This is a genomic window from Pseudaeromonas sharmana, assembly GCF_042649925.1.
In the GTDB taxonomy this organism is placed as follows: Bacteria; Pseudomonadota; Gammaproteobacteria; order Enterobacterales; family Aeromonadaceae; genus Pseudaeromonas; species Pseudaeromonas sharmana.
In genome coordinates this window covers 24,177-38,513 of record NZ_JBHSAF010000012.1, presented here as the reverse complement: position 1 = coordinate 38,513, position 14,337 = coordinate 24,177, and the positions used below count along the sequence as shown (strand labels likewise).

The following is a 14,337-nucleotide window of genomic DNA, read 5'->3' as shown; positions in this document are numbered from 1 at the left end:
AGCGCAGGCATTGTCAGCATCATTTCCCTGTTTTTGCCTGATTATGGTGCTCCAGTCAGGCAAGAGGCACGCTCTTTGCTTTAGTGAGCGTCCCGAGCAGGGGGGCCGCCTGAAGCATGAATCAAGGATGTGGGAGTAACGATGCGTCTGCAACAGCAGGTGATGAAGATGATACGTCGCTGGCAAGGGGGCGCCATGCCGTCAGTGCACATCGACCAGACGCTCGAGGGTGGACTGGCAAAGTATGGTATTGGCGCTGTGCTGTGTGATGAGCAGGGAACGATTCGGGCGGTAAACCACCATTTTGAGGCGTTATGCGGCTTTAACCGGAGCGAGCTGGTGGGGCGACCTGCTCCTGCACTGCGCTCAGGCATCTATACTTCCACGCTGCTCGATTCTGTGTTGGCGGGCATTGAACAGCATGGTCTGTGGCAGGGGCGGCTCTATAGTCGGCATAAATCCGGGCGTCTATTGGCGGAGCAACTGACGATTTGCCGCTATCAGGCCGCAGAGTCCTTGCTGTTGTGTCTGGTTGGCCTGAGCCAGCAGGAACAAATGCCGGCCCAGTTGGAACAGCAAGGGGTACGCATGCTGGATCCCTTGACCGGTTTGCTCGACCGTCCCGGTTTTTATGCTGAACTGGAGCAGTGTTGCAGTCATGGTATGCCGTTTGGGCTGCTGTCCCTCGATTTAAAAAATTTCTGCCAAATCAATACACAGTTTGATCATCACACGGGCGATGTGCTGCTGCAGCAACTGGCTGAACGCTTACGCTTGCTGGTGGGGAGTCGTGAACTGATCGGGCGTGTCGGCGGGGATGGTTTTGCATTATTGCTACCTGGCCTGAGCAGCGAAAGCCAGTTGCAGGAGTGGTCAGAACAGGTGTTGCGCGAGTTGCATCGTGCCTTTGACGTCGGGCCCCGGAAGCTGCGACTGTCGGGCACGCTGGCGGGGGCGCTGTGGCCGCGGGATGGTGATGATCACCACCAACTGCTGCGCCATGCTGATGTCGCGCTGTTTGAAGCCAGACGGCAACAGCGTGATTACTTCTGCTTCTCCGCCCAGATGCTGGATCGTATTGCGCATCGAGAGCGCATGCAAAAAGAGTTGATGGATGCCATTAGCAAGAACGAAATAGAGTTGGCCTATCAGCCCATCTGGGATAATCGGCTGGGTCGGGTCGCCAAGCTGGAGGCGCTGGCGCGCTGGACCCACAGAGAATGGGGGGTGATCTCCCCGGTAGAGTTCATTCCTTTGGCAGAGCAGAGCGGCTTGATTCAGGCGATGGGCGAGAAGTTGTTGGCGCGCGCCTGTCAGGATCTGAAACAGTTACAGGCAATGGGGTATGACTGGCTCCAGATTTCAATCAATCGCTCGACACTGGAATTTAATACCTTAAACCCCGATGGCCGGGATTGGCTGGATGTCTTGCATCAGCATGAACTGGCTCCCTCCTCCTTCATTTTCGAAATCACCGAGTCGATTTTCATGGAGGGACATGAGGATCACCTGCAGCGAATTCGCGCGCTACGCAGTGCTGGGTGTCTGATCGCGATCGATGATTTTGGGACGGGCTTTTCGGCGTTGAACTATCTGCGACTCTATCCGATGGATCTGGTGAAAATCGATCGTAGCTTTGTCCAGCAGATCCCGGGGCATACTCAGGACCGATTGTTGCTGAAAGGCTTGATCGACATAGTGCATAACCTGGGGATGCAATTGGTGGTCGAAGGGATTGAGCGCGAGGAGCAACAGGCCTTCATCTGCAGCCAGGGTTGTGCATACACGCAGGGCTTCTTGTTCAGCAAACCCCTGGCCTGGGCCGACCTGATGTCGTATTTGCGACATCATCATCCGGTCGTCGAGACCGGCCAAGCCTGTGAGCCTACCCCCATGCTGGCCATATGACAGGCACACATGTGTGGCATATTGGTGCAATGCACTGATATTGCGCCTTTTTTTGGTGCTACGCTGACAAAAGGCGGTGCGCGATGTTGCACCAGACTAGGTACAGTCCTTGCTAGCTGTTTTATCAATAGACGCAGGAGCGCGTCTGTCGGTAATCAGATAATAAGGATGGTGTATGGGATTACAGAGTGACCTGATGGCGCTGAGCCTCCAGGAACGGCATTGGCTGCCCGTGTGGGGCAAAACCGGCAAATTGGCGATGCGTTGGGCCTATCGTCGGAATCGAGATCGGGTTGAGGCCATGGAGCAGGCGTTCAACAGTTTTGCTGCCACCCGACTGGCGCTGTTGCAACAGTGGACCGAGGAGCAATGGAGCCTGCTGGAAAGCATGGCGTTGACCCTTCCAGCGCTGGATAGCGTGGATGCCGCTTGGCTGCGGGAACGACAGCGGCTGCTGGCGGATGCCAGCGAGCTGTTTGTGACAGACCTGAATGGGCAACTGCTACTGAGTTCGCGTCACGAAGGTGGCGGCTGGCAGACGCTCTCGGTGGATATCTTGCGTCATCAGGCCCAGGGGCGTCTGCTGCAGGGGCCATATCGTGATGAGCGTACCCGCCTGCTCGGAGCCACCACCTCAAGTTTCCATGACGCCGTGACGCTGATGTTTCATCAGCCGGTATTCCAGCAGGGGAAGCGGGTGGCGACCTTGTGTGCCCGCGTCCCGAATGATGTGATTGGCGATATCATTCAGCGCGAAGCGGGTCATATCTTTCATGAGTCCGGCGACAACTATCTGTTCATGGTGCGCTCCGTGCTGGATCCTGCTGTGGTTCCGGGTACGGCACTGTCCCGTTCCCGCTTTGAGGATCGCACCTTCAGCCTGGGCGACAATCTCAAGGATGGTGTGCATACCGCGTTTGGTACCGTGCGGGTGCGCGAACATACCGAACTGGAGTTGAAGTTCAACGATCCGGCGACCGGCGAGTTGCACCCCGGCGTGCGCGAAACCATGCGTCATGGGCACAATCTGTTTGTGACTTATCCTGGTTATTCCGACTACCGCCACATACCGGTCATCGGCAAGGGGATCACATTCCAGCTGCCGGGTTCGCCCGATGTATGGGGCATGATGTGCGAGGCCGATCTGGAGGAGGTTTACCGCTACCGCTCTGTCAGCTTCCGCCTGGTGAAAGGCGTGATGCTGAGTGTGATGCCGGCCTGGGTTGGGGCAACGGCGCTGGCGCACGGGTTGCAGCTTGCTCCCCTCTGGGCGCTGACACTGCAGTTGAGCGGTTTGCTGGTGGGCGGCTGGTTCTTCAAGCAGGGGTTTGCACGCCCGCTGGCCGGCCGCCTGCGGCAAGTCATCGCGATGTTGCGCCGCATTGCCGAGGGCGAGGGAAACCTGCAACTGCGGCTGGACAGAGGGGCGCTGGTGAGTGATGAGACGGGCATCATGACACAGTGGGTGAATAGCCTGGTCGATAACCTCGATGCCACGCTGGGCAATGTCATGGTCACCAGTCAGACGCTGGAACAGGATAATCGTCGCATGCAGCAGCACAATGAGAGTTCGGCCAGTGCCGTCGAACAGGTTATGTCCGCGATGCGACGGACGCTCAGTTCACTGGAGGAACAAATGGGGCGCCTGAATTCGGCCTCCATGACGGCAGCAGACATGCATCAGGCGATGACGCAGCAAGCGGAGCAAGCGCGTCAGCAATTTGCCCTGGTTTCCAGCCGGACGCGCAGTATCCGCGAGACGGTGGGGGCCTCCGCCCAGACCATCAGTGACCTGGGTGCCAGCACGCGCGAGATTGGTAACATCATTGGCGTCATTCAGGCCATCGCCGCACAAACCAATCTGTTGGCGTTGAATGCGGCGATCGAGGCGGCACGTGCCGGGGAGGCCGGTCGCGGCTTCGCCGTGGTCGCCGACGAGGTACGGCATCTGGCTGAGCGGACGCGGCAGTCCACCGCCGAGATAGAAGGCATGATTGGCCGTGTGCAGCAACAGGCCAGCGACGCTGTCAGCGTGATGGAGCAAGGCATGGTCAATATGGAGGAGGGGTTGCGCATTGCCGAGCAAGCCGCAGGTGACAATGCGGGCCAGAGCCGCATAGTCGAGAAGCTGTTCGAGACGATTCATGAGTTGACGGCGCGGGGTCGCGAGCATGCCGAAGAGGCGTCGGGGGTTGCTGATGTGGCATTGGCAATGAAAGGGGCGCTGGATGATCTGAATCAGTCTGTCGGCCAGACCCAGCATACCATCGCCCGCCTGGCGACCATGGCCGGACGCTTCCAGGTCAGCGAACGTGCCACCATCTGAGTTTGTGTGGCTTCTCTGATACAATCACGGCGCTCCGGTGTGGGCGCCGTTTTTTCAGGAGAGAAACCATGTATGCCATTGAAGTCAGCGTCGAGGATTCGCGCTATCAGGAGGCCGCGGCTCGTCTGGCTGTGACGCTGAATGGCGTGACGGCAGCAGAGCCATTTGCACTGGTATACACCGCGGAACGTCTCGAACTGCGCAAGCTGAATGAGCCGGCGCTGGGGGCTGTCTATGTTGACTTTGTGGGCGGAGCCGTTGCCCACCGGCGTAAGTTTGGCGGCGGGCGGGGACAGTCGATTGCCAAGGCGGTTGGTCTCAAGGCGGGGGCCAACCCCAGTGTGGTGGATGCGACGGCCGGTTTAGGGCGGGATGCGTTTGTACTGGCCTCGCTTGGTTGCCGGGTCCTGATGCTGGAGCGCAGCCCGGTCGTGGCCGCCTTGTTGCAAGATGGGCTGGTGCGCGGTTATGCCGATGAGGAAATCGGAGGCTGGTTACAACAACGGCTGCAGCTGTTACCCGGGCCGGCACTCGAAGGGTTGAGCAATTTGCCATTCGCGCCGGAGGTGGTCTATCTCGACCCCATGTTTCCTCACAAGAAAAAGTCCGCTCTGGTCAAGAAAGAGATGCGGGTGTTTCAGTCGCTGGTTGGGGCGGATCTTGATGCCGATGCCCTGTTGCCGGCGGCCTTGGCCGTTGCGACCCGACGTGTAGTCGTCAAACGTCCTGACTATGCTGGCTGGCTGGCTGACCGCCAGCCCAGCAGCAGTATTGAAACTAAAAACAACCGCTTCGATCTCTATAGCCTGGCGGCATTAGGCCACTGAGCCGATATCGCTATCCAGCGTCGCGGTAATGCGTTGTGCTTGCTCGCGAATGTTTTGAGCGACCGCCTCAGATTGTTGTGACATGCGTGCCGATTGTTGACGCAGGCGGTGCATCATCTCCCCGAAGTGCATCAGTTGCTCCAGCTGACTATGCGCATTGCCAGCACCTTGTGCCGCGACGACAGCACTACTCTGCGCGTTATCCCTGACGACCAGTGAGGTGGCCAGCAAACCATCCGCATGTTGTTGTTGCGCCTGGGCTGCGCCTGCGATGGCATGAATGGTCTGGCTTAATTGCAGTGATGCCTGTTTGAGCTGCTCGAATATCGTCAGGATCTGGCCCAGGGATTGCTGGGTACTGGCCGACAAATGCCGCACCTCATCGGCTACGACGGCAAAGCCGCGGCCGGCCTCGCCGGCGCGCGCTGCCTCAATGGCGGCATTCAGCGCCAGCAGGTTGGTCTGTTCGGCGATATGGCTGATCACGTCGATGATGGCCGTGGCGCGGCCCATGGAGGCATCCAATTGCTGCAACGAGACCTGGCTGCTTTCGATGGCTTGCCCGGTCTGACGTGTGGCGCCCTGTAATGCATGCACCAGCGACTGACTGTGCAACATTGACTGTTCGTTATGTGTGGCATGCTCCGCCATGTCACTGGCAACTTGATGTACTTCGTTCGCCAGCTGTTGCAGGAGCGTCATCATCTGTTCTGCGGCAGTCACTTCGCGATCTGCCGCCGAGGCATGGTCGCGAATATCACTGACCTGCGACACCATGCCATCCAGCGTGCCGGATATCTGTTCCAGTTGCTGCGACTTGTGCAGTTGCTGTTGCTCGAGCAGTGCCATGAGCTGATTAAAATTACTGGCAATCTCGCCCAGTTCACTCTGCCGGTGCTGCACGGGTAATGGCTCTGGGCGTCCTGTGGCAACCAAGCGGGCGAACGCATCACGCAAAGTGCTCAGGCGCGAGACGACGAGGCGTTGTTGAAACCAGAAGGAGAGCAGAGCAAATAGCACCAGTACTGCGGCCAGGGCTATCAGCCCATAGCCAATTTCCTGCAAGCGTTGCTGATGGCGCTGTTCCAGCAACTGGCCAAGCGCGGCCAACGCCGTCTCGACGGAGGCAAAATCGGCTTTGAGATGTTGTTTCATCTGTTGTTGCCGCTCCAGCAGGGTGCGAGTGTTTTCCAGCTCCTTGGGGTAACGGGCAATGAGACTCGCCAGTTCGGCTTTGGGCTCTTCGCCGAGATCACTGGCGACCTCCGGTTCGCCAAGTGCTGGAATCTCATCTTCACTGGCGGCAGTAATGCCCAGTAAGGGCAAGGCTGCCAGTGCTTGCTGCTGCTGTTGCAACGTACTGAGCTGAAACTGGATGGAGCTCAACAGGCGGCTGTCTTGACGCTGCATCAGGTTTTCTCGTAACTGTGCCAGTTTGGCGACATCCTGCGCCATGCCGGCAACCAGCCGCAGATAGGCCGCGCCCTGCTCATTCTTCGCCTGCAGCGCATAGCGGTTCAGACTGCCTAACTGGCTCATCAGCTCGCTTTCGGCGTGCTGTAGCAATTGTTGTACGTTCCCGGAGAGTTTGCCGGCAGCCAGGTATTCACCACCGAGTTTGGTGTGCAGCTGTTGCAAGGCTTGTAGCAGCGCAGCGCTATCGCCGGGCGGTAGCTGTTCTAATTGCGAACGGGCCTGTTGTAACTGGGCTTGAGCACTGCTCAGTCGACTACTGTCGCCGCTTAGCAGATAGTCGCTTATCTCGCGCTGGACTTGTTGGCTGATCGATTGGCTGAGAGCTGAATACTGCTGGCGCTCAAGCTGTTGCTGTTGACGTTGTTGTGTGGCGAGCCAGAGCGCCGCACACAACAGGCTGGCCAGGAGTAACAACAGCAGGGAGCTGAACAGGGAAAAGCGGGCAATCTTCATGGTTCCGGCACCTCATGTTAGTGCCCGCAGTCTATGAAGCAGCGATGACAGTTGTGTGACAGCTCAATGCGTGGGCGGAGGGGTTCTTTGCTGTAGTAGTTGCAGCTGTTGCTGTTCTAGCCGCCAGCGCTGCCATTCCAGTTGCGCGAGATGGTCACGCAGCTTGCGTCGCTGGCCAGGATTTTGGCTGTTGACCAGCTGCTCCCATAGCCGCTGTTGCTCGTCATACAGCGCCATCAGACGTTGTCGGTTCTCCTCGACCTGCTGCTCTTGGCGGTATTCGGCATAGCCGCGGTCATAGTCGGCGCGAAATAGCTGGTCGTTGCGGCACACCCCATAGTAAGGCGCTCCGGCGCGACCTTTGGCGTATGCCAGTTCGGGCTGGCAATAGAGTGCCAGCCCCTTCACGTAGCCCTGCTGCCAGCGTTCCGGATCTGCTGCAATCCCATATTCGGCGCATTCGCGCTGATAGGTGCGGAAGCGCTCGCGGATCTGCCCGGACTGACCGTCTTGATAGCCGAGGCCATGCCAGTCACCGAGGTGACATTCGGATTCACTGATGCTACTGCAACCGCTGAGCAGCATTAACAGCAGCGCCAGAAAGCGGACACTCATCTGTGCAATTCAGGGTTGAGAACAGCGGCTTCGACCGCCAGTGGTGGTCGGGATTCGAGCATGGCTTCTTGGAGCTGATATTCCTGCCAGCGCAATTGCTGCAGCTTCTGTTGCGAAGCACTATCACGCGCCCCTTCCAGCTGTTGTATCTGGCGGCGCAACTGTTCTAGCTGTTGCTGTTCCTTTTGCTGTGCCGCCTGTTCGCGCGCCAGTCGGTATGCCGTGCGATAGTGGTTGGCAAATTCCGGATTCAGCAGACAGTTCCCCTGATAGGGTTGCTCCTGCTTGGCCAGTGACTGAGCCTTATAGGCCGGGCAACTCTGACGCAGACTCTTCTGATAGCCGCGTTGCCAGGGGGCGATATCCAGATAGACGCCGTGATTGCGGCATGCGGCCACATACTCCTGACCAAAACTCAACGGCCGTTGCCGTTCGGCGTCGACATAGCCACGGCCATACCAGTTGAGATGTTGGCATTGCTCCTTGCTGACAAGGGTGGTGCAGCCGGTCAGCAGGCCAAGGAGCAGGATCATCGGGGCGCGCATGGAATTCCTCTGGGGCTTGATATAAAAGGCGCGTTATTGTCCCACGGCAAGAGAGTGTGTGCAAAAGATCTGCATACCTTGCGGTATTGGCGCCTGGCGCTATCTCAGTAATTACCTGTCATCGATGACAGGGGGCAGAAAATGGACTTAATGATGCGGGACGCCTTTATTTTCTCTTCGCATCGGGTCGCGGAATATAAGGCGTATTTCATGGTTTGACTTCAAATAGTTGTTTGAATAATAAAGTCAAATTAATTAAATCGTGCCAATGCCATCTATTTCCCGACACATGGTTGCCATGCCGCATATTCTTCAATCAGGAAGGCAGGATGAATAAACGCGATGGAATTCTCCGATTATTCCATGCCATAAGTCATCAGGTTTTGTGATCAGGGTCAACTCTGGCTACACTCAGGTTTTTGCATCTGGAGCGCCCGTCGTATGCGCCAAGCTTCATGGTTATTGTTTGTCCTGCTCGGTGCCATCTCTGGGTTAACCCCATTGGCCGTCGATATGTATCTGCCGGCCATTCCATCCATTGCGCAAGATTTAGGTTCCACCACCGAGGCGGTGCAATTAACGGTGAGCACCTTCCTGGCCGGTTTTGCCCTGGGTCAGCTGTTTTACGGGCCGTTGGCGGACAGCCTGGGACGCAAACCGGTTATCTTGTTTGGGATCGGTGTGTTTGTCTTTGCATCGCTAGGCTGTGCATTCGCCTCGACACTGCCCGCATTGCTGACATTCCGCCTGCTACAGGCGGCTGGAGGGGCGGCGGGAGCCGTGGTTGTCAACGCGCTGTTGCGCGATCTATTCAAGGATGATGAGTTTGTCCGGGCACTGACGCTGGTTATTCTGACGATGACGCTGGCGCCGCTGGTGGCGCCCCTGATTGGCGGGCTGTTGCTGCAGTCGGGCTGGCGAGTGATCTTCTGGGTGTTGCTGGTGTTGGGCACGGTACTGTGGATCACACTGGCACTGCGGATACCTGAAACCTTGCAACCGGCACTGCGGCAACCGCTAGATCTACACAGTATCTTCCGTAACTATGGCCGGGTGCTGGCGCATCCGCGCGCCATGGGCAGCCTGATGGCCGGTACGTTTGCTTCTGCCGGCATGTTCGCTTTCATTAGCGGTTCTCCCTATGTTTACATTGATTATTTCGGGGTGCCGGCTCATCACTATGGCTGGCTATTTGGTCTCAATGTTCTGCTGTTGATGCTGATGACCTGGATCAATGGCCGCCTGGTAAAGCGTGTGGGTTTGTTACGCATGTTGCGCCTTGGTCTGATGCTGGCCACGTTAGCCGCCCTGTTCATGGTCAGCAATGCCCTGACCGGTTGGGGTGGTTTGTGGGGGATTGTCATTCCGGTGGTGGTCTACGTCGGTCAAATGGGGCTGATAGGTGCCAATGCGACTAGCCATGCACTGAGTTTCTTCCCGGCCAATGCCGGGACCGCCTCGGCGCTTGCCGGTACGCTGCGCTTTGGTGCCGGAGCCCTGGCCGGCGTGGGGGTCAATCTGATGCCGGCGACATCCCCGTTGCCGATGGCGGCGATGATGCTGGCGGGTATCGTGCTGGCCATGCTTGCACATCTGTTCTGGGGGCATAGCCGCCGGGTGCCGCCATTGGTATAAGCGGTCAGCTTTCGCGTTTGCTGGTTGGTCGTCTCTAGCATGGCGGCCGATAGCGTTTACAATCAAGCGCGACTCGACTAGTTGCCGTTTGGCGTTGCAATCACAGTTTTGCTCACTATAGTAAGTCCCTTCTCCGTTATTTCCTGCCTTTGGTGGAGGTTCTTCGTGCGTTCAAAACTGATTCCGTTACTGCTTATTTTCGTCGTCGGCGTGATTTTCTGGAGCTTGCGTGAGACTCGCTCTCCCACTCCGCACGCTGACGGCGTGTCGCTGGATGTTGGACGCCTTACCGCCGTAGAGGTGAATCGGCAAGCGCGCAGTGCGCTGGATGAGATGATGAACAGCGAACAGCCTGACCAGATCCGCAAGGCAGCAGCCTTGCTGAAGTCGCTGCTCAAGGCTCCGGTTCTCAATAAGGCGGATGCGGCCCAGCGACAGGCCTTGCTCTCCCAGCTGGAACTGGGTCGTTTGACCTGGGTGAGTCAGCACCAGTCTCTGGTTCAGGAGCGAGACAAATTGATCGCGGCGATGCATCAGGGCGATATGGCGATGGAGATGCTGGTTGCGCCGATGGCCGGCACGGATCCCTATTTGAGTGGGGTATATGATCAATACAAACGCTATAGCGAAACGCTGGGCTTGGTCAGCAAAGGGCTATTTGCCGCCCAGAATGTCGCAGAGATGCAACACGCGCTGGTGCGGATGCAGGGTATGGCGGCCACTGTGCAGGACAACGCTCGTGTGTTAGCACTAGAAGTGGCGACGCTACGCGAGCATGCTCAGGTCAAGGCAGGTGCCGAAGCGTTGACCCAGCTGATCAAGCCTGATCAGGGATGTGCGGCGCGCTGGGTGCTTTTACAGCAGCAACAGAATCAACTGGCTTCCCTGGCACTGCAATTGACTGATCTATTTCAGACTCGGGCATAATCCTGTTCAACTATCGAGTTCTAGCGACCGTCGGTTAATACCGGCGGTTCTTTTTTGTGGTCTCGAAGGGAGATGCTGGTGGTTTTCTTTGACGCTGCCCGCAGCATGGGGGGTTCTAGTGTGGAGAAGATCAAAAAAAGGATGCATTGCTGCAGGAATAGGCAACTACGCATAGTAATATGACGTTAATCTGACTATAGGTTTCAAATAGACCATTTTTCGACCGTGCTTTGGGGTCTTAAACCGGTCTGATGCCTAGACATGGTGCATGGATGCACTTGATTTGCCTCTCATCATGTTGGTCTGCATTGGCAGGTTTTCCGGAATGCCATGCTGGTTGCATTCCGGGTAACACTATTGTGTGTTTTGCGCTGGCACAAAGGCAGAACACGTGGAAGCAGGATGACTGTTACAAGCCGATGGCGCGTCTCCTGAAAATGGAATGAATACATTCCCTGTTTGGTGGCTATTACTATGACTAAGAGTGCGTCTACATCTGTCGAGACCAGTCTGGAAGCAGGCCTGAGTGCAATTCAGCGTGGCGATTATCAGGAGGCGGCGGCATTGCTGCGCCCAATGGCCCAGTCAGGAGATAAACAGGCCCAATACCAGATGGGGGTGATGGCTGCGGATGGTTTGGGGCAGAACAAAGATCTTGGCATGGCTAAGGACTGGCTCCGCCGTGCAGCCGATCAGGGTTTTGCGCCAGCCAGGCGTCGCTTGGATCAGCTGCAGAATCCGCCTGCTCGAGTAGCTTGGCAGATGAGTGGTGCAACCGAGAGCGGACGCCAGGTTTCTGCTGCTGTTGGCATCACAAAACTAGATCGCAGTCTTGAAACTGACGGTGAAGCGAAGGCGCGCCGTATACGCTGGAATGTGGGAGGTTCGACCGAGTTGCCGCAGGAACAGGAAATCCGGCCGGTTGCGGCTGCAGAAGCTCGAGCACCAGCAGAGCGTGAAGTCACGTGGCGCATGAGTACTGGCAGCGGTACTCAGTCTGGCCTGGTTCAGTTACGGCAGGCGGCCGAGCGAGGTGAGGCTGACTCCCAATATACCTATGGCATGACATACGCGTATGGGCGTGGCGTGCCGGAAGATCCGACACAAGGCGCTTTCTGGTTAAATCGCGCGGCCGAGCAGGGCCATATCCTGGCCCAAATTAACCTTGCCCAGCTTTATATGCAGGGCAAGGGGGTGCCCCATGATGAGTTGCAAGGGATTGTCTGGTTCCGGCGAGCAGCAGAAGCGGGCTCTATCGAGGCGCAATTTCGCATGGCGGTGATCAGCCGTGATACTCAGTCACCGTTTTACGATCACAAACAGGCCATGCAGTGGCTGGAACGGGCCGCCCAGCAGGATCATGCCGAAGCGCTTTGTCTGCTGGGAAGGCTTTATCAAGACGGCGACGGCGTTACCAAAGATCTTGATAAGGCGCGTAGCCACTTCCAGCATGCGGCAGAAAAAGAGAGTGCCGAAGCGCAATATCGTCTAGGCATGTTGTGGTTGGATAACGAGAAGCCTGATTACCCACAGGCGCTTTACTGGTTGCGTCGGAGCGCTGACCATGGCCATGCCCTGGCGCAGGTCGAATTGGCAAAGATGTACGAGCATGGTTTGGGCGTTCCGCAGTTTCATCAGCAAGCCACAGCGCTCTACCTTAAAGCCGCAGAACAGGGTTTGGTTGAGGCACAATATCGCCTAGCCTGCATGTGCATGAATGGCACAGGGGTGAATGAAGACACTCAACAGGCGCTGTTATGGTTCCGTAAATCCGCTGATGCGGGTTATGCCGATGCGCAATATCAGATGGGTCGTCTGCTGGATATGAATCTGGTGGACTATGAAGGTGAAGATAGCAACGAAGATCGCCGCATGACGCGCAGTGTATCCTGGACACAGACTGGTCGCAGTGGCGCTCCTTCACCTCAGGCCAGCCGTGAAGCGTTCGAGTGGTATCGTCGAGCCGCAGAGCAGGGGCATTTGGATGCTCAGTATGCGATGTCTGTAATGTATGAGCAGGGCAAAGGTATCGACTCCAATCCAGGCCATGCACTGTTCTGGGTTCGCAAGGCCGCAGAGCAGGGTCACCCGGGAGCGCAACTGCGATTGGCATGCCGTTACGAAGCCGGTGCAGGTGTCGAGCAGGACGAGGGACTGGCTTTCCATTGGTATCGCAAGGCGGCCGAGCAGGGCGATCCAGCTGCACTCTATGCGCTGGGCCTGCAATACGAGCGGGGCCGAGGCGTCAAGCAGGATGAGCAACAAGCGTTGACCTGTTACACCCAGGCGGCGGCTCAAGGCCACATAAAATCGCTGTTCAAGTTGGGTTCTGCGTATGCTGAAGGGCGCGGTGTTACCGCTGACGTCGCGAAGGCCGTTGAGTACCTCGAACGAGCTGCCCAGTCTGGGCATGTTGAGTCGCAGTTCCAGCTGGCAAGTCTCTATATCCAAGGTAAGGGTGGCGCCATCGATGGCACCAAGGCTGCATTTTGGTTGGGCAAAGTTGTTGAGTCGGGTGACGCACGAGCCCAGTGTGAACTGGCAGAGCTGTACGAGCAGGGATCTGGTGTGGAACAGGATCTGTTGAAGGCCGCGGAGTTGTATCGCAAGTCCGCGGACCAAAATGACATCAAGGCCCAATTGGCGCTTGGGCGCTTGTATGAGCGCGGGCGAGGGGTCACACGCAGCTTCCGTGAGGCCGCGGCATGGTATCAAAAGGCCGCGGAGCAAGAGTCGGCCGAGGGGCAGTACCAGCTCGGTTCCTTTTATCGTATGGGGCGTGGGGTACAGCAGGATTATCGTCAAGCTGTTCAGTGGTTGCGTAAATCATCGGAACAAGGACATCAACCGGCCTACTTGGCATTAGGCCGCCTGTATGAGCTGGGGCAAGGTGTCCAGCAGGATTATATGCAGGCGCTTTCCTTCTACCGTCGTGTGGCGGCAGAAGGCTATGCCGAAGCGCAGAACCGTCTTGGGACTCTCTATCGGGAGGGACTCGGCGTTCAGCAGGATCATAAGGAAGCCTTCGGCTGGTTTAGTAAGTCTGCGGCCCAGTCCGATGCTCAAGGCTGTTGCCAATTAGCCGAGATGTCGCTTTCCGGTCAGGGATGCGAGGTCAATGAAGCGCGCGCGCTGGAGTTGTTTCGGCAGTCCGCAGAACAGGGCTACGCGGATGCGCAATTCCATCTGGCGCAGCTTTATGAAACCGGCAAGGTTGTCGATCTGGATTATCAGCAAGCGGCGACCTGGTACCGTCTGGCGGTTGATCAGGGGCATGCCAAGGCCCAATATCAACTGGGCTTGATGTTCCAGGAAGGGCGCGGGGCTCCGCAGAACTATCACCAGGCCGCAGCACTTTTCTCGCGTGCTGCCGAACAAGGCCATACTCAGGCGCAATATTGTCTGGCCAGTCTTTATCAGCAAGGGGTTGGCGTCCCGCAAGACAACCAGCAGGCGTATGTGTGGAGTTCGTTAGCCGTAGCCAGTGGCTGTCGTTTGCCCGAGGCTCAAGCGTTGCGAGACAACATGGCCAAACAATTGAATGCGGCACAGTTAATGGAGGCGCAGCGCGAAGCCACACTGTTCTTTGAACAATGGCAGGGCCAAGCCGGTTGAGTTGATGGTG

At 57.3% G+C, this 14,337-nt stretch carries 9 protein-coding genes; 6 read left to right on the top strand and 3 right to left on the bottom strand.

Annotated elements, in window-relative coordinates; translation table 11 throughout:
* Positions 1-141 precede the first annotated feature (141 nt).
* From ACFOSS_RS09780 to ACFOSS_RS09770, 3 genes are all read left to right on the top strand, one after another.
* Positions 142-1,908, top strand: a complete 1,767-nt coding sequence (locus ACFOSS_RS09780) for a putative bifunctional diguanylate cyclase/phosphodiesterase (RefSeq protein ID WP_377152156.1) — start codon at positions 142-144, stop codon at positions 1,906-1,908.
* Between the two features lie 175 nt (positions 1,909-2,083).
* Positions 2,084-4,234, top strand: coding sequence for a methyl-accepting chemotaxis protein (locus tag ACFOSS_RS09775; RefSeq protein WP_377152155.1), 2,151 nt, complete (start codon positions 2,084-2,086; stop codon positions 4,232-4,234).
* A gap of 68 nt (positions 4,235-4,302) precedes the next feature.
* A complete protein-coding gene (locus ACFOSS_RS09770) occupies positions 4,303-5,061 on the top strand; it encodes a class I SAM-dependent methyltransferase (protein WP_377152154.1) in 759 nt (252 codons plus the stop codon).
* Here the strand turns inward: ACFOSS_RS09770 and ACFOSS_RS09765 are convergent.
* The 3 genes from ACFOSS_RS09765 to ACFOSS_RS09755 form a co-directional block, all read right to left on the bottom strand.
* The gene (locus tag ACFOSS_RS09765) at positions 5,050-6,990 is read right to left on the bottom strand and encodes a methyl-accepting chemotaxis protein (RefSeq protein ID WP_377152153.1); all 1,941 of its coding nucleotides are present in this window, start codon (positions 6,988-6,990) and stop codon (positions 5,050-5,052) included. The genes ACFOSS_RS09770 and ACFOSS_RS09765 overlap by 12 nt on opposite strands.
* Positions 6,991-7,053: 63 nt before the next feature.
* On the bottom strand, positions 7,054-7,605 hold the full coding sequence (locus ACFOSS_RS09760) for a DUF2799 domain-containing protein (RefSeq protein WP_377152152.1): 552 nt from the start codon (positions 7,603-7,605) through the stop codon (positions 7,054-7,056).
* Positions 7,602-8,150, bottom strand: coding sequence for a DUF2799 domain-containing protein (locus ACFOSS_RS09755; protein WP_377152151.1), 549 nt, complete (start codon positions 8,148-8,150; stop codon positions 7,602-7,604). The genes ACFOSS_RS09760 and ACFOSS_RS09755 overlap by 4 nt, the downstream gene beginning before the upstream one ends.
* A 441-nt stretch (positions 8,151-8,591) precedes the next feature.
* On the opposite strand from ACFOSS_RS09755, the gene ACFOSS_RS09750 reads away from it, so the two are divergent.
* The 3 genes from ACFOSS_RS09750 to ACFOSS_RS09740 all read left to right on the top strand — a co-directional run bounded on the left by ACFOSS_RS09750 (position 8,592) and on the right by ACFOSS_RS09740 (position 14,327).
* On the top strand, positions 8,592-9,785 hold the full coding sequence (locus tag ACFOSS_RS09750; protein ID WP_377152150.1) for a Bcr/CflA family multidrug efflux MFS transporter: 1,194 nt from the start codon (positions 8,592-8,594) through the stop codon (positions 9,783-9,785).
* Between the two features lie 165 nt (positions 9,786-9,950).
* The gene (locus tag ACFOSS_RS09745; RefSeq protein WP_377152149.1) at positions 9,951-10,712 is read left to right on the top strand and encodes a hypothetical protein; all 762 of its coding nucleotides are present in this window, start codon (positions 9,951-9,953) and stop codon (positions 10,710-10,712) included.
* Between the two features lie 474 nt (positions 10,713-11,186).
* Complete coding sequence (locus ACFOSS_RS09740; RefSeq protein WP_377152147.1) at positions 11,187-14,327, top strand: SEL1-like repeat protein; 3,141 nt, start codon at positions 11,187-11,189, stop codon at positions 14,325-14,327.
* Positions 14,328-14,337: the final 10 nt, after the last annotated feature.

Bases quoted from the DNA above. Each gene is read 5' to 3' on its own strand.
- ACFOSS_RS09765 (WP_377152153.1), bottom strand. From the start codon at position 6,990: ATGAAGATTGCCCGCTTTTCCCTGTTCAGCTCCCTGCTGTTGTTACTC.
- ACFOSS_RS09750 (WP_377152150.1), top strand. From the start codon at position 8,592: ATGCGCCAAGCTTCATGGTTATTGTTTGTCCTGCTCGGTGCCATCTCT.
- ACFOSS_RS09780 (WP_377152156.1), top strand. From the start codon at position 142: ATGCGTCTGCAACAGCAGGTGATGAAGATGATACGTCGCTGGCAAGGG.
- ACFOSS_RS09740 (WP_377152147.1), top strand. From the start codon at position 11,187: ATGACTAAGAGTGCGTCTACATCTGTCGAGACCAGTCTGGAAGCAGGC.
- ACFOSS_RS09760 (WP_377152152.1), bottom strand. From the start codon at position 7,605: ATGAGTGTCCGCTTTCTGGCGCTGCTGTTAATGCTGCTCAGCGGTTGC.
- ACFOSS_RS09770 (WP_377152154.1), top strand. From the start codon at position 4,303: ATGTATGCCATTGAAGTCAGCGTCGAGGATTCGCGCTATCAGGAGGCC.
- ACFOSS_RS09775 (WP_377152155.1), top strand. From the start codon at position 2,084: ATGGGATTACAGAGTGACCTGATGGCGCTGAGCCTCCAGGAACGGCAT.
- ACFOSS_RS09755 (WP_377152151.1), bottom strand. From the start codon at position 8,150: ATGCGCGCCCCGATGATCCTGCTCCTTGGCCTGCTGACCGGCTGCACC.